Raw genomic sequence first — 17,736 nt, 5'->3', positions numbered from 1 at the left:
AAAACGGATTTTGTGTTTTTTGCCCGCGGCAGAGGGAATATAATGGCAGCGGCGGCAGGGGATATCCGCCGGCGCGTCTGCGGCACGTGCGGAAGTTCCGTGTGTAAATAAGTATTTGCAGCGAAAGGAATGCTTTGAAAAACAGTGAAAACAAACGCAGTATTTTTATTCCTTTAAGCGCGGGAATATGCGTAACCGCCATTGCGGCTGCCGGCGGTGTGCCGACCGCCGCGGCATACGCCGCCGCGGACGTGAAAATGCCGGCGGCAGTGTCGGCCGTCAAAGCCGCGTCCCATAATGCCGGCGCAAACAGCGCATCGGCAGCTGCGGGGAACACGGGAGCAAATGCCGATGCGGGTCTTGCGGCCGAACGCCTCTCCATGACGAAAGAGGAAGCCGAAAATCTTCCCGGGTGCGAAGTTTATATCGACACAATAAAAAAAGAGGCCGTCATCCGGCCCAAGGACGGCGCCGAGGAGGGCGTTATTTCCTATTCGCTTGCGAATAAGAAAGACGATTTCACCGCAATAAGAAGGAAGCTCATTTTTAACGATCTCGACGACGGTTTCCCCATCCGTTTCGAGAAACGCGTTTACATTTTCGACTCCACGGAGCCGAGCGCGAACGATACCCTGTTTTACCAGATGCATGGCCAAAGCATTAATGTTACCGATAATCTGAGCATCAGATTTGCGAAGAATCTGGCGACGTTCTTTATGCAGAACTACAGCAAGAACGCCAATAGACTGCAGTATATCAAAGGTATCGGGAATTGGGATACGTCCGGCGTGACGAATATGGAAAAGATGTTTAACCTGGCTTCCCAGCTGAAAGGGAAACTCGATCTTTCCAAATGGGATATATCGAACACCGACAAACTTGATCTGATGTTTTCCGGCGTGGGCGACGAAGACGACAGTTTCGTGCTCGATTTCAGCAATAAGAAGTTTAAAAACTCTGCCGATGTGAAGAATATGTTTAATTCTTTCCGCGGCGTGCTGATTGCCAACAACTGGACGCCGGCAGATCCCGCCGGGCAGGAAAATCCGATTGCAAAACTTGTGAATGATCCGGCCAACGGTTCTATTCTGACTTTTTGGAATCCCACTCTGAGGAAGTTTACCGGTCCGAGCAGACATCTTCTGATCACGGACAATGCAACTTTGCTGGAGAAAGCAAAGACCGAAAAATACAAATTCTACAGGAAGGTAAAGCTGTTTTATAAGGGCGGAGTTGCGGAAGTGGAGCTTCCTGCCGTATACGATTCGCGCATTGACCCGGCAACCGGGGAAACGGATCAGACAAAACCGGCCTCGAATGATGCAATGGCAGTGGTAAAACCACAGCTGATGCGGGCGTTGCGGGAAGAAGCGAACAGGCTTCGCGCGCAGCATCCGGAAATTAGCCCGGATGCGGACCCGATTCCGGAAACGGAACCCGGCGCAGACGCTTCGCCGACGGCACTTTTCGGAAATTATTATCTGCCGGCGACAAGTGTGCAGACCATTAAAGGCAAGATGAAATACGAGGCAGATCCAAATCTTGACTACCGAAGCACGGCAGTGGATTCCCGGCCCCAAGACGGAGAGCAGAAAGTGCTTACCGGAAAAGTAGTGAACGGAAAGTGGGATGAAAACGCCGTTTCCACCGTCGTTACAAAACCGGTGCGCAACGGCAAGACGCGCGTCGGGAATAAAAACGTTACGGTGGAAGAAATCGATCCGGATACCAAATACGTGCCGGGCAACATCCCCTACACTGCGCTTATGCTCGTGACGGTCGGTGCCAAAGGCAGGAAAACAACGGTTGTGACGTATAAAGTGGATCCTGACCGGGGTCTGACAGATGAAATTGACGGGCAGAGCACAAAGACCGTGCCCGCTACGGACACCGTAATGCAGGTTGGCAATACCAAGGAGGAAGTTCAGGATATTTCCCCCAAAACCGTGTATGAGGCGGATCCGGCCTCGGTTTACGGGGAAACAGCAGCCAAAAACGGGGGTTCCATTGGGAAAAAGACGATTATTACAACATACAGAGTCGACCCCAAAACAGGCCTCACCCAAGAAGTGCAGTCTACGCAGGAGAAAGTAACCACTCCCGCAACCGAGATAAAAATCGGTGTCGGCAATGTGAAGGTAACGAAAAAATCCCTTACCTTCAAAACGGTTTACAAGGCAGATAGCACTCTTGCGTATGGCGAGCGCAGGGAAGAGGGCGGCAAAAACGGCACGGAAACCACTTCAGTCACATATAAGGTAGACCCGCAAAACGGTCTGACCAAAACTGTGGACGGGACCAAAACCGTGGCCGTGGCCGCCGTTAACAAAGTTGTCAGTATCGGCAACGTGCAGGTGACCCGGGAAGGGAAGAAAACCATTACCGTCACGTACGAGGTCAATCCGGATACCGGTGAACTCGGCAATCCGAAGACCGTCACCATTATGCCCTGGACAGAGCTGACGCCTTCCTCGCCGATTAATCCTCCGGCACCTGTGCCAAATCCTCCGAGCCCTTCTCCAAACCCTCCGGCGCCTGTGCCGAATCCGCCGGTAACTCCGCCGGCTCCTGTGCCGAATCCGCCTGCGCGGGTAACACCTTCCGTTACTCCGCATGTATCCGGGTCTTTGACCGCGCCGGGCAGTGCGGGCACGGGTAACGCAGCACAGTCCGCTTCGGCATCCGACTCCCTGTGCTCTGCCGCTTCGTGCGCAAAGCACAGAGCGAAAACAAACAGGCTGTCGGATACGGGAAGCGCGGATGCGAAACTCGGCTTAGCCGCGCTCGGCTCGGCTCTGATCGGACTGATCGGAATAAAAGCGAAACGCGGAAAAACGCGGCGCAGCGGAAAATAGTTACGCCAATGCCCCGTGCCGTTCGTAATGCGTAATACGGCAGGGGGCATTGTCTGCGTCGACAAAAACCACCTTGGGCCAGTGGGTTGCGTATTCTTCGTCGCTCATCTGCGCATAGGCCATAATAATGACCGGATCGCCCACGCACGCCAGCCGGGCGGCGGCTCCGTTTAGGCAGATGACTCCGCTGTTTTCCTCTCCCGTGATGGTATATGTGGCAAAGCGTGCCCCGGTGGAAACATTGGCAATTTCCACGCGTTCATATTCGCGTATTCCGGCGGCTTCCAGCAGAGCTTTGTCGACGGTTACGGAGCCCACATATCCGGGTTCCGCCTGAGTGACCAGGGCGCGGTGAATTTTTCCCGAAAGGACGGTTCGCAGCACGTTAAACCTCTCTTTAAGACGTTGGAAATGCGGCAGTTGATCCGCATATAAAACACTAGTATTGTAACTGCTGCTTACCTGTGCGGGCACGATTTCGGGTGTGAGATGAAAGCCTGTTTGCCGCACAGTAAAATTTTCGCGCGCGCTGCCCGAATATTCTGAATATATATACGCTAGGTTGTGACTTTCTGCGGAAAAGAGTAGGCTGTAGATAGCGGCAGAAATGCCGGGGATTGTTGATATTATTGAATTTACCGTTACTTTTTGCGGCTGTGCCGTGTTTCGCACGTAGCATGAATATATAAAAGTGAATATGAAAATTATCAGTGAAAAACGTATTAACCGCAGATAATCCGAGGGTGATTTTACACAACAACAGAGAGGAAATGCGCCGCGGGCAACCCGAATGTTTGCCGTAACGCCGGCGCCGACAGCAGCCATGCAGGACACAGATATACTTCTGGAAGCCGAAGAACTGGGAATAAGGAGATTTTCGGGATCCCCGTTTTGGGGGATCTCGCTCAGCGTAACACCGCATCAGATCATTGCCGTATCCGGTGAGCACGGTTCGGGGAAATCGGCACTTTTGCTCACTCTTGCCGGATACATGAAATTCACTTCGGGAAAACTGAGAATCGGCGATGCTGTGCTCCCGCGCGAAAGAAAACGTTCCCGCAGGTATGTCGGACTGGGACTGTTCGGCACGCTCAACGAATTATGCAAAACACAGACCGTGGCCGAAGCGGTTGCCGCAGAACTGAAGCTTGCGGCCGGCTGCCCGCTGCTGAAAAAACAGTACGGGGAATTTGCGGGAAACCGCGGCGCGCTGTTTCGCTACGCGGACGATATGCTTGCCCGCTGGAAAGTTTCCGTTTCGTCCAAAACACTGATCGGGGATCTGACGCCGGATAAACGCACCCGGCTGGGAATTGCCCTGGCGCTTTTGAAACAGCCGCAGCTTCTTTTTCTCGATGATATCGAAACCGAACTTACAGGCGAACAGAGCCGTCTTCTGTGGAGCGACCTTCGCTCGTACGTCACCGAACACTGCTGCTCCTGCCTGGTCGGTGTGCTGCGAAGCGAATTCGAAAACTGTGCCGACGGCGTTACGCCGCTTGACTGAGCTGCTTTATGCGATTAACGGAGATGATTGGTGTGCATGTCAATATGGCGGGTCTTGCATTTCGCGAATGTAAAAATGCGTTTAAAGGCAAGGCCAAAAAACTTGTGGTCGGTACCATTGCGCTGATTCCCCTTCTCTACGGCGCGCTTTATCTGTGGGCATTTACCGATCCGTACAAAACTCTGGACGCTGTGCCCGTGGCGGTGGTAATAGAGGACCGCGGGGCGATGATCAACGGCGAAATGCGCAATGTCGGGCAGGAAGTGAAAAACAGACTGAAAGAAATGGGCAGCGGAAAAGAAGGCTTTCAATGGAATTTCGTATCCCGCGCGCAGGCGGGCAAAGGCCTGGAAGACGGCAGATATTTCATGACGGCAACCATTCCCGCGTCTTTCAGCGAATGCATTGCCTCTGCCGAATACGACACTCCCAGGCGGGCAACCATGCACGTAAGCTATGACCGGGCATCCAATATGCTGGCCTCGCAGATCGGAGAAACGGCATTTCACGCGATCAGAAGCGAAATCAGCGAAGCAATTGCCGAGGAATACTGGGAGCACACGTTTGCCAAAATCAATGCCGCGTCCGACAGGCTCGGCGAGGCCGCAAACGGTGCCGAAAAACTGAGCGAAGGATCGCAATCGCTGCAGAAAGGGAGCGGGGATCTGGCCGCCGGTTCACACCGGCTCTCCGATGCGATGCATAAGCTGCGCGGGGGACTGGCGGATCTTGAAACCGGATCGAATGCTCTTTCCCAAGGCAACATCCGCACGGAAGAAGGTGCGGGAAAACTCGCGCGGAAGATGGGGGATTTAAACGCAGGCATAAAACAGCTGCATGAGGGAAGCCGTGCGGTTTCTTCAGGTGCCGACCGTCTTTACACGGGAACACGGAAACTCAGTGCGGCGGGTGAGGAACTGAAAAAGAGAGTTAAGGAAAGCAGCGACGCCACGGGCAGGGATATTATAAAACTGTTTATCCGTGCGCAAAACCCGGGTGTGACGAAAGACGATGTGCTCGAAAATCTGGAGAAAATCGCAGCCGGCCTGGAACACGAATCACATCTGCTCAACTCGAAACTTACACTGCTCGCAGGGGGAGCGGACAGTCTTTCCGCGGGCAGCCTGCAAATGAAAAACGGCGCGGATACGCTGGAAAAAGGGCTGTCCGCCGCGGCGGACGGTTCCGCGTCTCTGGCTGCGGGCAGCGGTAAGCTGGCAGAAAGTCTGGGGGATGTAAGCCGGGGAAGCGCAAAACTCAGCCGCGGCATATACGATGCGTCCCGGGGCGCGGAAAAAACGGCGGACGGTTCCGCGTCTCTGGCTGCGGGAGCCGGCGAGCTGTCTTCCCATACACCGGAGCTCAGCGAAGGCGCGGCAAAGCTGCATCACGGTCTCAGTGAGGCGCAGGAAAAGGGCCGTATAAGCAATACGGCGGAAAAAAGCAGAATGATGAGTGCCCCGGTTGCCTTGGACGAAAACAATTATTCGCGGGTGAAAAATTACGGCACCGGATTTGCGCCGTATTTTATCTCCATCGGTTTATGGGTCGGCGCACTGATAGCGACATTTACCCTGCGGGTGATGAACAGACGCGCACTGCTGTGTGGGATGAATCCGATTAAGAGCACGTTTATCAGTTTTGTTCCCTTCGCGGTGATGGGCGTAGTGCAGTCGGTTGTTCTGATGGGTGTGATCCACGGTTTGCTCAGACTGCAGATCAACAACGTGCCTGCTTTTTACGCGGTGGGAATTTTTACGGCACTCGCGTTTATGGCGATTATACAGATGATAATGTCTGTGTTCGGCATTCCCGGAAAACTGGTTGCAATTATTTTGCTGATGCTGCAGATAACCGGTTCGGCCGGAACTTTCCCGATTCAGATGACGCCGGGATTCTTCAGAGCGGTTCATCCCTTCCTGCCCATGACGTATTCCGTTATGGGACTGCGGCAGGCAATGGCAGGCACCGGCGGCGGATTTGTGCCCGCGGCGATCGGATTCCTCGTTGTATTTGCGCTTATCGCTTTTATACTCAGCACCCTTGCCGCTTTAAGAAAGCAAAACGTGAAGATGACGGATCTGCACCCGGTAATCACGCTGGAATAACGCCTGTGCGGATCGGTTGGATCAGTGCGCGGGTGTAGGCGCGGGCGGACCTTTCCCGCCCGCGCGGATATGATTGATCAGTGCGCGGAGCCGATCAGCGTCAGACGGAATGTGCGCTGCGTAATTTGATGCAGCTCCACGGACCGCAGTGCGCCCTGCCCGATAAGCGTCTGTGAAAAACCGGCCAGTTCCGCTGCGCTGTCCAATTCGGCGTGCGCCGCAATTATGCTGCGGGTGAGAAGTCCCCGATAGTGTTTTGCCCGATGGGAAACAACTTTTCGGCAGCCGGTGCGCGGATTTTCCGCCACTGCGCCGACCTGTACGATTTGCGGCGAATCGGAGCTCTTTTCCGGCATCCAGACTTTATAGCTTTCCGAGCGGCAGTCGACAATCAAATTGCCGCACGGCAGGGGAAAATCTTTCAGAGCATTTTTCCACAGCGTCTTATTGCTGCCGAGTTCGGGCAGCGTAATCCCCATTGGAAGACGGTAGGCGGGAATAAAATCCGAGGGACGCAATATCCCAAACAGTCCCGAGAAAATAAGCAGATGCGTATCGGCAAACTCCCGCTCCGAAATTTTCATGGAATCGTAGCCGATTGCCTTATATAGCACGCCCGTATAAATGCGTATTGCTTCCGCGCAGGGCAAAGACATTAAATTTGCCTGTGCGGCCACCATGCTTTCGGCTTTCGCCCCCGCGTGCAGGAGACGCGCCGCATCTTTTTCCCGGCTGAGACGCATGAGAGCGGCAATGAGTTTTTCGCGCAGCGGGTTTAGTTCGGGAAAAGACAGAGCGGACAGATCGGGACGCTTTTCGCCGGCGGGAGCCGTTTTCCCCTCCGAGGGAGGCAGCAAAATCTTCATAATTAAATATTAGCAAACAGCCGTGATACACTTTTGAACGGAACGGGTCCGCCAGGCGGCCGCGGCACCGGAACTCTAAACCGGGGGAAAGCCGAGGAACGTCCGGGCTCCGCAGGGAGCGGCGGTGGGTAACGCCCACTCAGGGAAACCTGCAGGAAAGTGCCACAGAAAACAAACCGCCTGCGGATGCGAAAGCAGACGCGGTAAGGGTGAAAAGGTGAGGTAAGAGCTCACCGCGTCACCGGTGACGGTGACGGCACGGTAAACCCCGCCGGGAGCAAGGCCAAGCAGTGCGCGTTGAGGTGTCCCGCCGAGCGCACGGGTAGGCTGCTAGAGTTTGGCGGTAACGTCAAACGCAGATGGATGGTCGCCCAAGACAGAACCCGGCGTATCGGCGGGCCCGTTCTTCTTCCGTGTTTTCGGTTTCGCGCCCGACCCGCTCAATATTACGCCGCTGCCGGGATTATTTTTGCTCTTCTGCCTTTTCCGCGGCGAATAAAGCCGCGCCCGCGATTCCTGCCCTGTTGCGCAGTTTGGCGGGCACTATCCGCGCCCTGGTGTGCAGAAGCGGAAGGAATTTATCGTGATTCTGCGACACCCCGCCGCCCACAATAAACAGATCCGGGGCAAGGAGCATTTCCAGATGCGAAAATACACGCTGCAGCCGTTCTGCCCACTGGGCAAAAGTCCATCCTTCGCGGGCGAACACGGAACTTGCCGCATACGGTTCGGCTTCGGTGCCGTCATCCAAAAAGATGTGCCCCAGCTCGGTGTTGGGAACAAGTATTCCGTCGCGGACCAGAGCCGAGCCGATTCCGGTGCCCAAAGTAAGCATCAGCACGGTACCCTGCCCGCCCTGTGCCGCTCCGTAATGAACTTCCCCGTAGCCCGCAGAGTCGGCGTCGTTCAAAACCGCTACCGGCTTTCCCAGTTCGAGACAGAGAAATTCAGTCACATTCATTCCCAGCCACTCCTGCGAAAGATTGACCATCATCGGGATCTTTCCGTTAATCACCGGCGCGGGAAAAGACACGCCGACAGGCACATCCGCGGGCATTGAAAAACTGTCTGCCACTTCTTTTATAATCGCTGCCAGTTCGGCCGGCGATCCGTTGGGAGGAGTGGGAATCAGCGTCTGTTCGCGAAGAAAATTACCCGTATGCAAATCTACCGGCGCACCCTTGATTCCCGAGCCGCCGACGTCGATTCCGATTCCGATATCCTGCCGAATGCTTTGCACTGTGAATACTCCTTTGTGATTGTTTTTCTTCGGCTCCCGGCACAGAATTTAGCGCGGCATTGCGGCTGACGTCTGCCCCCGGGTGGGGAGAGTCAGAATTTCCGCGCCGGTCTCCGTCACTACAATTGTATGCTCCCACTGTGCGCTGCGTCCACGGTCCCGGGTAACTACCGTCCATCCGTCATCCCACTGTTCCCAGTCGATATCGCCCAAAGTCAGCATCGGTTCCACGGTGAAAACCATTCCCGGGGTGATGACCTCGTTATACATCGGTGCCGCGTCGTAATGGGGCACAATCAGACCGGAATGGAATGCCTCCCCGACGCCATGGCCCGTAAAATCTTCGACAACACCGTAGTCAAAACGTTTTGCGTAGGACTCGATCACGCGTCCGATCACATTGATTTCGCGCCCCGGTTTAACGGCTTTTATTCCGCGCATCATGGCCGTATAGGTGCGTTCGCACAGCAGTTTTGATTCCGGATCTACTTCCCCCACATAGAACATGGCGTTGGTGTCGCCGTGAACGCCCTGATAATAGGCGGTAACATCGATATTCACTATGTCGCCGGACTCCAGGGGGCGGTCGTCAGGCACGCCGTGGCAGATAACTTCGTTAACGGAAGTGCAGATCGATTTTTTGAATCCCATATAGCCGAGGCAGGAGGGATATGCGCCGTGGTCGCAGATATATTCGTGGGCGATCCTGTCCAGTTCGTCGCAGGTAACGCCCGGGGCAACCGCGGCTCCCGCCGTATACAGCGCGTCTGCGGCAATTTGGCTCGCCAGGCGGATCCTCTCTACGGTTTCGGCATTTTTTACTTCCGATGCCGTTACGCGCTCCGGTCCGTCGTGAAACATATATTCCGGCCGGGGGATATCGCGCGGCACTTTCCGCCCGGGGGAGAGCTTCCCCGGTTTCAGTGTTCCCAGGGGTGCGCGTTTCGGATTCATTTTTTCTTCTTTCTGTGGTTGTTTGCCGTCTGCGGCGTATCGGGACTTTTATTTTTGGAAACTGTGGTTTTCGTCAGGGAAAGCGCGCGAGCGCACGGCTTCGTTGTAATCCTTGGCCGCCGCGAGCAAAGCTTTGCCCACTTCTCCGAATATTTTTACGAAACTCGGCACGCGGTCGGTCATGCCCGCCATATCGGACCAGACGAGCACCTGGCCGTCGCATTGGTTTCCGGCGCCGATTCCGATTGTCGGAATTTCCAGCCGGGAAGTGATTTGGGCCGCGACAGGGGAGGGCACAAGTTCCAGCACGACGGCTACGGCTCCGGCTTCCTGCACCGCAAGAGCGTCCGCATACAGTCTTTCCGCTTCTTCCCCGCGGCCCTGCACGCGCGGCCCGCCGAGGGCGTTTTCGCTTTGCGGGGTAAAACCGATGTGCGCCACCACGGGAATCCCGGCGGCGGTGACTGCGGCGATTTTATCCTGCTGGCGTCTGCCGCCTTCCAGTTTTACCGCGGCCGCGCCCGCCTTTATCAGTTTCACTGCCGAGCGGACAGCCAGGGCGGGAGATTCCTCATAGCTTCCGAACGGCAGATCCGCCACCACGAATGCGCGCGTGACCGCGCCGGCCACGGAACGGGTGGCAGTGACCATCTCTTCCAGGCAGACGGGAACGGTGGAGCCGTAGTTGAGCATTACGTTCCCATACGAATCCCCGACAAGAAGCATATCTGTGCCCGCCGCGTCGAAAATACGCGCAGTTAAGGCATCGTATGCGGTAAGCATGGTGATTGGGGTCCGTTGTGTTTTCATCAGGCGCAGATGATGGGCGCGCACACGTTTATACATAGGCAAATCCTCGGCTAGAATATAGACAACGTCTCTATTTTAGCCTGAGTCTGCGAAAAGCGTATATTCAGGCAAAACGGTATGAATTCGGCAAAGGAGCGGCAGTGGACCGGTTACAGGAAGATGTACTGCGCAAAGTGCAGGAGAAAGACGTACACTTTATTCGGCTCTGGTTTACCGATGTGGCGGGCACGCTGAAAGTGGTGGCAATCAGTCCCGCGGAATTGGAAAATGCGTTTACCGAGGGGATCGGATTCGACGGTTCCGCCATTCAGGGACTGACGCGCGCGCACGAATCCGATTTGGTGATGCATCCCGATGCGCGCACATTTAGGATTTTGCCGTGGTACGGAAACGACGAAACAACGGGAAGGATGTTTTGCGAAATTCTCGGGCCCGACGGCGAACCGGCCCGTTCCGATCCGCGTTCGGTGCTGCAGCGCGCCCTGGACCGTGCTTCCGATTTGGGGTTTACGTTTTATGCGCATCCGGAAATCGAATTTTATCTTTTTCATCCGGAGACGAATCCGGCGGCGGAACCCAAACCGATCGACAACGGCTCGTATTTCGACAATGTTTCCCGTTCCCTTGCGCGCAATTTCCGCTCCGAAGCCGTCAAGACGCTGGAGTCTTTGGGGATCCCGGTGGAATTTTCGCATCACGAGGCGGGACCGGGGCAAAACGAGATTGATCTGAGGGTTTCCGACGCGCTCTCGATGGCGGACGATGTGATGACCATGCGCGTGGTGGTCGATCAGGTTGCGCTGCAGCAGGGTGTGCAGGCGTCGTTTATGCCCAAGCCGATGATCGGATATCCGGGTAACGGAATGCATACGCATTTTTCCCTTTTTGAGGGAGACCGGAATGCTTTCGCCGATCCGACGGGGGAATTCGGTCTGTCTGTCACGGCCCGGAAGTTTATCGGGGGACTGCTTCATCACGCGCCCTATATCACAGCTTTGACAAACCAGCATGTGAATTCGTATAAGCGGCTGTGCTCGGGGTTTGAGGCTCCGCGGTATATAACCTGGGGGAAAAACGCTCAGGCGGCATTGGTTAAGGTGCCGAGTCTGCGTGCGGACAAGCCGAAATCGGCGCGCATTGAGTACCGGGCAATTGATTCGGCCGCAAATCCGTATCTTGCGTATGCCGCGATTTTAAACGCGGGCCTGGACGGACTGGAAAATGATTATCCGCTGCCGGAGCCTGCCGACACCGACGTTTCGGCGCTGACTGGTCTGGAACGGAAAGTGCAGGGAATCGGGGAGCTGCCCGGATCACTGAAAGACGCGATTACGCTGATGAAAACCTCGGAACTGGCGGCCTCCACCCTGGGAGAAGACGCTTTTGCCTATTTCCTGGAAAACAAAGAGCATGAATGGGCGGCATACCGGCTGCAGGTTACGCCCTTTGAGCGGCAGAGGTTTATGCACTGATGTCCGGCAAAACGGAATTGATCAATGCCGGTTTTCAGAATCCGCAGCGCGCGGAAAAACTGCTTAAAGCGCTCGAACCGGCTTCTTTCCCCGCGCATTGGCTGCCGGGAAAGATTGGCAAAACGCCGGATCCGGATGCGTGCCTGCTGCATTTGGTGCGTCTGTGGGAAACGGTGGGGCAAAAGAGAGACCATGCCGAAATTCTGCTGCGGATCTGCGCCGACGAAGACAGCGCGGACAGACTTTTTGCCCTGCTCGGATATTCCTCGTTTCTCTCCGATCTTCTTATCTCCCATCCTGCTTTGCTGCGTGTTTTTATTCCCGGTGCCTACCCTGATCTGAATCCCGATGCGGACAGGGAACGCCGGGCGGTGAAAGAGGCCCTGCGCGCAGCAGAACATGAGCGTCGAAGCGAGACTCTGCGTCTGCATTACTGGTCACGGGTAATGCAGGTGGCGGCTTACGATTTAACCGCGCCCGATCCGTGTGCGGCCGTGTCGCAGGTATGCGGATCCCTCTCCGCGCTGGCGGAAGCGACGCTGGCGGAAGCGCTGGATATTGCGGCCGAAGAATTTTCCGATTTGCCCCGGGTGAAGCCGGCTCTTATTGCCCTGGGAAAAACCGGGGCGCGGGAGCTGAACTACAGTTCGGATGTGGATTTGATAGCGGTGGTGCACGAAGGGGACGGAGATTTGCCTGAGGCGCGGATCATTCGCTGTGCCACCGAAATACTGGGTAAAATGACACAGATCGTCTGCGGTCCCGGAAGCGTTCCCGGGCTGTGGGAATTGGATTTCGGGCTGCGCCCGGAAGGAAAAGACGGCGCATTGGTGCGCACGCTTTCTTCCTATCTGACGTATTACCGGCGTTGGGCGCAGGGCTGGGAATTCCAGGCGCTGCTGAAAGCGCGTCCGATAGCCGGGGATACCCGGCTGGGCAGAGAATTTGTGCGCGGTCTGCAGCCTTTGGTGTGGAACGCAGCCGAACGCGACAGTTTCGTGGAAGAGACACGGGCCATGCGTGAACGCGTGGAGAATCTGGTGCCGTCTTCGGAGGAAGAACGGCAGCTGAAACTGGGCAAAGGCGGTCTGCGCGACGTGGAATTTACGGTACAGCTGCTTCAGCTGGTGCATGGGCGTACGGATCTCGATCTGCGCAGCGCAAATACGTGGGAGGCAATTGCCGCGCTTGCCGAAAAAGGATACATATCCCGGGCGCACGGGGAGGAACTTGCGCAAAGTTACAGGTTTTTCCGGGTTCTGGAGCACAGAATCCAGCTGCGCCGGTTCAGGCGAACACATCTGGTGCCCCGGGATCCAGCCGAGCTGGCACGGATCGGGCGTTCCATCGAACGCGGGCGGTTTTCCGATCCCGTGCAGCTGGAAAACTACCGCCGCGATTTGCGCAGGAAAGTAAGAAAACTCCATATGGCGCTGTATTACCGCCCGCTTCTGCCCGAGATGGCGAAACTTTCCAAAGACGATGTTTCGTTGGATCCGCAGGCGGCAAGGCAGCGTCTGGCGGCAATCGGATACCGTGACCCGCAGCAGGCTTTGGCGCATATTTCGGCTCTGGGCACGGGTATTTCCCGCACGGCAGCCATTCAGCGTCAAATCCTGCCGGTGATGATGGGCTGGTTCGGATCCGGTCCGGAACCGGACCAGGGGCTGAAGGCGTTTCGGATCCTTTCGGAAAAAATGGGCGGAACTTCATGGTATATGCGTACGCTGCGTGATTCGGGAAGCACCGCGAAACGGCTTGCCCGTCTTCTTTCCGAATCCAAATACATTGCCCGCGAGCTTCCCGCACTGCCCGAATCCATCTCCTGGCTGGGAGACGACAGGCTGTTGGTTCCCCGTACGGCGGAAGAAATGCGTGTGGAACTTAATTCCCTGCTTTCCAGGCGTACTTCGCCTGCGCAAATCGTTCTCGCGGGAAGATATCTGCGGCGTAAGGAGCTTTTGCGCACGGCTCTTGCACAGGCGCTGAATCTGACGGATACATCCGGGGCGCAGAGGGCAATCGCCAATGCCGCAGATATGGCTGTGCAGGCGGGCGTAAAAGCCGCAATTGCGCAGACGGAAGAAGAATGCGCAAGGGAAATAGGGGTGCGTTTTGCGGTAATTGCGATGGGACGTTACGGAGGACGGGAGCTGACTTATTCCTCGGACGCGGATGTTTTGTTTGTCTACCGGGGCGAAGGCGGCAATGAGGCACGGGACGGGCAAGACGCTCTGCGCTGCGCCCAAAACTTTATGCGTCTGCTGCAGTCCCCGGGCGAGGAACCGGCGCTGGAAGTGGACGCCAATCTCCGCCCGGAGGGAAGAAACGGTGCATTGGCCAGGTCTGTGGCAGGATACCGCGATTATTATCTGCGCTGGTGTGATACCTGGGAACGCCAGGCACTGCTGCGCGCACGTTTCTGCGCGGGAGATTCGGATGTGGGAAAGGAATTTTTGGATCTTATCGATCCGGTGCGCTACCCCCGGGAGGCTCTGTCCGTTTCCGCAATACGCGACGTAAGAATGCTGAAACTAAGGATGGAAAAGGAACGTCTGCCGCGCGGACCGGCTGCCGCCGACCACCTGAAGCTGGGGCCCGGGGGACTGTCGGATACGGAATGGACCGTACAGCTTCTGCAGCTGCGCCATGCCGCGCGGATTCCCGCTCTGCGCACGGTAGGCACTGCCGATGCGCTGCGCGAAGCCGAACGCGCGGGACTGCTCGGCGCACGGGAAACGGAAATTCTGCGGGAAGCGTGGATGTCTGCCTCCCGTCTGCGGGACCTGAATATTTTGGCTACCGGCAGCTTTGTAGACTCAAAAGTCAATCTTCTGCTTCGCGACCCGCGGGAACTGGCCTGCGTGGCGTCTATGCTGGGTTTTTCGAAGCGCCGCAAGCACGACGTAATCGAACATCATCTGCACAAAGCCCGTCTTGCCCGACAGATAACGGAAAGAATTTTTTACGGCGACACGCGTCAGCCGCGGTGATAGGGTTCCTTCCGTACCGTTGGGCATTAAAGGACTTTGGAAAGAAATTCTTTTGTGCGCGGGTGGCGCGGATTGTCGAAAATTTCCGCAGGGGAACCCGATTCTATAATGTATCCGTTGTCCATCAGCACTACCTGATCGGATACCTCACGCGCAAACCCCAGCTCGTGGGTGACAACAATCATCGTCATGCCCATCTGTGCCAGATCTTTCATCACGTTCAGCACCTCGCCCACGAGTTCGGGATCCAGCGCGGAAGTGGGCTCGTCAAACAGCATCAGCTCCGGTTCCATGGCCAGCGCGCGGGCAATGGCCACTCTCTGCTGCTGCCCGCCGGAAAGCTCGGAAGGATAGTGGGAGAGACGGTCGGCAAGTCCGACCTGGGAAAGCAGCCGTTCGGCAGTTTCGCGTGCTTCGCCGCGGTTTTTCTTCAGCACGTGTATCGGTGCTTCCATCACGTTTTCCAGCGTGGTCATGTGCGGAAACAGATTGAACCGCTGAAATACCATCCCGATCTTTGCGCGCTGTTTTGCCGTTTCCGCGTGGGTAAGTTCGTGAAGCCGGCCGTTTTTTTCCTTATAGCCGATCAGCTCGTCCTGCACGTAGATTCTTCCCGCCTGAATCTGCTCAAGCTGGTTAATGCAGCGCAGTGCGGTGGACTTTCCCGAACCGGAAGGACCGAGAACCGTGCAGACGCTCCCGGCGGGTACGGTAAAGGAAACGCCTTTGAGCACGTGAAGGTCGGAAAAAAATTTGTGAACGTTTTCGAATCGGACCATTGGTGTGTTTTCGTTCATTGCAACGCTCCTTAAGGGGTGTATTCCACGAATGGATTATCGGTTGTGGTTGACGCGCTGTTAATGGCTTCCTGCCTTGAGGTGCGTAATTTATGCCTGTTTTGGGACGCCGGACGGGATTTCCCGCTGCCCCGCCCGTAATAGCGTTCCAGATAGTACTGGCCGATCATCATCACGGAAGTGATGACCAGATACCAGACGGCGGCCACAATGAGGTAGGGAATCGGTTTGAATGTGGATTCCCCCATTTTGTTGGTGACGTATGTCAGTTCCAGCGTCAGGGGAACGGCGGTGACCAGAGAAGTGGTTTTCAGCATGGAAATGGTTTCGTTGCCCGTAGGGGGAATGATTACCCGCATTGCCTGGGGGAGAATGATCCGTTTCAGAATTTGGGCATTGCCCATTCCCAGAGCTTTTGCCGCTTCTTCCTGGCCGGGATCGACGGAGTTCAGCCCGGAGCGCACAATTTCGGAAAGGTATGCGCCTTCGTTCAGTCCCAGGCCGATGACGGCAAAGACAAACATTGAATACTGCAGGTCGGAAAACATTTCATAAGGTTTGAAGGAGAAAAAATCTATGCCCGTGAAAGGGATTCCCACCGTGACCGTTTCATATAAGATACCGATTAAACCCCAGAAAATAAGCTGGGTGTAAATCGGGGTGCCCCGGAAAAACCATACGTAGACGGTGGAGACAATTCGCAGCACGGGATTTTCCGACCGGCGCATTACGGCAGCCGCTATTGCCAGGATTATGCCCAGTGCCATTGAAAGAAAAGTCAGCGCAAGGGTCCATCCGATTGCCACGAACACCGCAGGCTTGAAAAGAGTGTGCAAAACCACGTCCCACTCGTATTTGGGATTGGTTACGGCTGAGGTAAGGAGTGCGGCCGCGAATAACGCGACTATGGCCGCTGAAATCCAGCGACCATAGTGTTTAACCGGAACTGCCTTAATTAATTCAGGCTGATCGGTTTGATGTTTCATATTCAGGCTCCGGGATTAAGAGTTGCTTCTTTTGAAAGACCGTCGGTGATACCCCACGTCTTAAAGATTTTCTCAAGATATCCGTTTTCAATCAAGTATTTGAGAGCGGCCTGGGTGGCTTTGGTCATCTGCTCGTCGTTCTTGGCGATCGCAATTCCGATACCCGCCATGTCCTCGGTTTTTCCGGTGGGCTCGGCCTGTCCGTTGGTCAGTTTCTTCACATAGTCGGCAACGGAAGAGTCGGTGTACATCGCGTCTACCTTGCCTCCGACAACGGCAGTGGTCACGGAAGACTGCTGTTCCATGCGCTGAATCTGAATCTTCTTGTCTGCCGGGCACTTCTCGTTCAGGGCGTCGATGGATTCGTCCTGAACGGTACCGGTCTGTACGCCCACGGCCTTGCCGCACGGGCTGGCCGGATCAAACTTCTTGGGGTTGCCCTTCTTCACCGACCACTGCGATCCGACTTCAAAGTACTGCAGCATATTTACGGTTTTCAGCCGTTCCTGATTGATGGAGAAATTGGCGATACCCAGTTCGTACTTTCCTCCGATGGCGGGAATAATTGCCGCAAATTCGGCATTTTCCGTTACGGGTTTCAGGCCCATTACTTTCGCCAGGGCGGCGGTCAGATCGATATCGTATCCCTGGGGAGTCTTTCCGTCGGGGGCAAAGAATTCCGCGGGGGCATAAGAGATATTGTTGCCGACGAGCAGTTTTCCGTCTGCCTTTACCTTATCCGGAACGAGCGATGCCACGGAGTCTACCTTTTTCAGACCGGAAAGGTCAGTTGCCTGAACCGCGCTGTCTTTCTTGGCGTCCGCGCCGCCGTTGTCCGCTTTGTCCGCGCCGCCGCAGGCAGCGAGAGAAAGAAGAAGTGCCGTACCGATTGCCGCAAACTTAATGTGCCGCATGATTCCTCCTGAAAGTCAATTGAACGTGTATCGTGTTTCAACATCTTCAGTATATACATAAATATGCGGAACTAGGTATATAGATACGTAAAATGTGATGTGCTTCATCTTGATACCGTTTGCAATACGGGGAACGGAAGATTGCAGGGAAAAGACGGAGTGCATATTATGCGTATATTTTTTATATTATAGGCAGCAGGCAGCAGGCCTATTTATACAAACGGAGCCCGCCAC

13 protein-coding genes and 1 other RNA gene are annotated in these 17,736 nt (G+C 55.5%); 6 read left to right on the top strand and 8 right to left on the bottom strand.

Annotation, left to right across the window (positions count from 1 at the left end; translation table 11 throughout):
• Positions 1–134: 134 nt before the first annotated feature.
• On the top strand, positions 135–2,855 hold the full coding sequence (locus tag HMPREF1631_RS01375) for a BspA family leucine-rich repeat surface protein (protein WP_034231391.1): 2,721 nt from the start codon (positions 135–137) through the stop codon (positions 2,853–2,855).
• Here the strand turns inward: HMPREF1631_RS01375 and panD are convergent, their stop codons facing one another.
• On the bottom strand, positions 2,856–3,365 hold the full coding sequence (gene panD, locus HMPREF1631_RS07060; RefSeq protein ID WP_232215388.1) for an aspartate 1-decarboxylase: 510 nt from the start codon (positions 3,363–3,365) through the stop codon (positions 2,856–2,858). It lies immediately after the preceding gene.
• 313 nt (positions 3,366–3,678) lie between these two features.
• On the opposite strand from panD, the gene HMPREF1631_RS01365 reads away from it, so the two are divergent.
• Together HMPREF1631_RS01365 and HMPREF1631_RS01360 are read left to right on the top strand one after the other, a co-directional pair.
• A complete protein-coding gene (locus tag HMPREF1631_RS01365; RefSeq protein WP_084707296.1) occupies positions 3,679–4,362 on the top strand; it encodes an ATP-binding cassette domain-containing protein in 684 nt (227 codons plus the stop codon).
• An 8-nt stretch (positions 4,363–4,370) separates the two neighbouring features.
• Positions 4,371–6,470, top strand: a complete 2,100-nt coding sequence (locus HMPREF1631_RS01360) for a YhgE/Pip domain-containing protein (RefSeq protein ID WP_232215387.1) — start codon at positions 4,371–4,373, stop codon at positions 6,468–6,470.
• Between the two features lie 77 nt (positions 6,471–6,547).
• Here HMPREF1631_RS01360 and HMPREF1631_RS01355 read toward each other — a convergent pair whose 3' ends face one another.
• Positions 6,548–7,336: a YaaA family protein gene (locus HMPREF1631_RS01355; protein WP_034231387.1), complete on the bottom strand. Its 789-nt coding sequence runs from the start codon at positions 7,334–7,336 to the stop codon at positions 6,548–6,550.
• Positions 7,337–7,379: 43 nt separating this feature from the next.
• On the opposite strand from HMPREF1631_RS01355, the gene rnpB reads away from it, so the two are divergent.
• An RNA gene (gene rnpB, locus HMPREF1631_RS06720) (RNase P RNA component class A) lies at positions 7,380–7,743 on the top strand.
• A 56-nt stretch (positions 7,744–7,799) separates the two neighbouring features.
• Here the strand turns inward: rnpB and ppgK are convergent.
• From ppgK to panB, 3 genes are read right to left on the bottom strand one after another with little or no spacing between them, the layout of a single operon-like run.
• Positions 7,800–8,576 carry a polyphosphate--glucose phosphotransferase gene (ppgK, locus tag HMPREF1631_RS01350; RefSeq protein WP_156956177.1) on the bottom strand — a complete coding sequence of 259 codons (777 nt, stop codon included), beginning with the start codon at positions 8,574–8,576 and terminating at the stop codon, positions 7,800–7,802.
• 48 nt (positions 8,577–8,624) lie between these two features.
• Complete coding sequence (gene map, locus HMPREF1631_RS01345) at positions 8,625–9,530, bottom strand: type I methionyl aminopeptidase (RefSeq protein ID WP_034231383.1); 906 nt, start codon at positions 9,528–9,530, stop codon at positions 8,625–8,627.
• 48 nt (positions 9,531–9,578) lie between these two features.
• Positions 9,579–10,376, bottom strand: a complete 798-nt coding sequence (gene panB / locus HMPREF1631_RS01340) for a 3-methyl-2-oxobutanoate hydroxymethyltransferase (protein ID WP_052046916.1) — start codon at positions 10,374–10,376, stop codon at positions 9,579–9,581.
• Positions 10,377–10,480: 104 nt separating this feature from the next.
• On the opposite strand from panB, the gene HMPREF1631_RS01335 reads away from it, so the two are divergent.
• Both HMPREF1631_RS01335 and HMPREF1631_RS01330 read left to right on the top strand, forming a co-directional pair.
• Positions 10,481–11,812, top strand: coding sequence for a glutamine synthetase family protein (locus tag HMPREF1631_RS01335; protein ID WP_034231378.1), 1,332 nt, complete (start codon positions 10,481–10,483; stop codon positions 11,810–11,812).
• Entirely contained in the window at positions 11,812–14,805 is a 2,994-nt protein-coding gene (locus tag HMPREF1631_RS01330; protein WP_034231376.1) for a bifunctional [glutamine synthetase] adenylyltransferase/[glutamine synthetase]-adenylyl-L-tyrosine phosphorylase, read from the top strand. Before HMPREF1631_RS01335 ends, HMPREF1631_RS01330 begins: the two co-directional genes overlap by 1 nt.
• A 26-nt stretch (positions 14,806–14,831) precedes the next feature.
• Here HMPREF1631_RS01330 and HMPREF1631_RS01325 read toward each other — a convergent pair whose 3' ends face one another.
• The 3 genes from HMPREF1631_RS01325 to HMPREF1631_RS01315 are packed head-to-tail and all read right to left on the bottom strand — an operon-like array spanning position 14,832 to position 17,502.
• On the bottom strand, positions 14,832–15,602 hold the full coding sequence (locus HMPREF1631_RS01325) for an amino acid ABC transporter ATP-binding protein (RefSeq protein WP_034231373.1): 771 nt from the start codon (positions 15,600–15,602) through the stop codon (positions 14,832–14,834).
• An 11-nt stretch (positions 15,603–15,613) separates the two neighbouring features.
• The gene (locus tag HMPREF1631_RS01320) at positions 15,614–16,588 is read right to left on the bottom strand and encodes an amino acid ABC transporter permease (protein ID WP_034231371.1); all 975 of its coding nucleotides are present in this window, start codon (positions 16,586–16,588) and stop codon (positions 15,614–15,616) included.
• 2 nt (positions 16,589–16,590) lie between these two features.
• On the bottom strand, positions 16,591–17,502 hold the full coding sequence (locus HMPREF1631_RS01315; RefSeq protein ID WP_034231369.1) for an ABC transporter substrate-binding protein: 912 nt from the start codon (positions 17,500–17,502) through the stop codon (positions 16,591–16,593).
• Between the last annotated feature and the right edge of the window lie 234 nt (positions 17,503–17,736).

This window comes from Arcanobacterium sp. S3PF19 (genome assembly GCF_000758825.1).
GTDB lineage: Bacteria > Actinomycetota > Actinomycetes > Actinomycetales > Actinomycetaceae > Arcanobacterium_A.
The sequence above is the reverse complement of the archived record's forward strand: the minus strand, read 5'-3'. Positions and strand labels throughout refer to the sequence as shown.

Coding starts and splice junctions, on each gene's coding strand:
- HMPREF1631_RS01365 (WP_084707296.1), top strand. CDS start 3,679: ATGCAGGACACAGATATACTTCTGGAAGCCGAAGAACTGGGAATAAGG.
- HMPREF1631_RS01360 (WP_232215387.1), top strand. CDS start 4,371: ATGCGATTAACGGAGATGATTGGTGTGCATGTCAATATGGCGGGTCTT.
- HMPREF1631_RS01355 (WP_034231387.1), bottom strand. CDS start 7,336: ATGAAGATTTTGCTGCCTCCCTCGGAGGGGAAAACGGCTCCCGCCGGC.
- map (WP_034231383.1), bottom strand. CDS start 9,530: ATGAATCCGAAACGCGCACCCCTGGGAACACTGAAACCGGGGAAGCTC.
- panB (WP_052046916.1), bottom strand. CDS start 10,376: ATGTATAAACGTGTGCGCGCCCATCATCTGCGCCTGATGAAAACACAA.
- HMPREF1631_RS01330 (WP_034231376.1), top strand. CDS start 11,812: ATGTCCGGCAAAACGGAATTGATCAATGCCGGTTTTCAGAATCCGCAG.
- HMPREF1631_RS01325 (WP_034231373.1), bottom strand. CDS start 15,602: ATGAACGAAAACACACCAATGGTCCGATTCGAAAACGTTCACAAATTT.
- HMPREF1631_RS01320 (WP_034231371.1), bottom strand. CDS start 16,588: ATGAAACATCAAACCGATCAGCCTGAATTAATTAAGGCAGTTCCGGTT.
- HMPREF1631_RS01315 (WP_034231369.1), bottom strand. CDS start 17,502: ATGCGGCACATTAAGTTTGCGGCAATCGGTACGGCACTTCTTCTTTCT.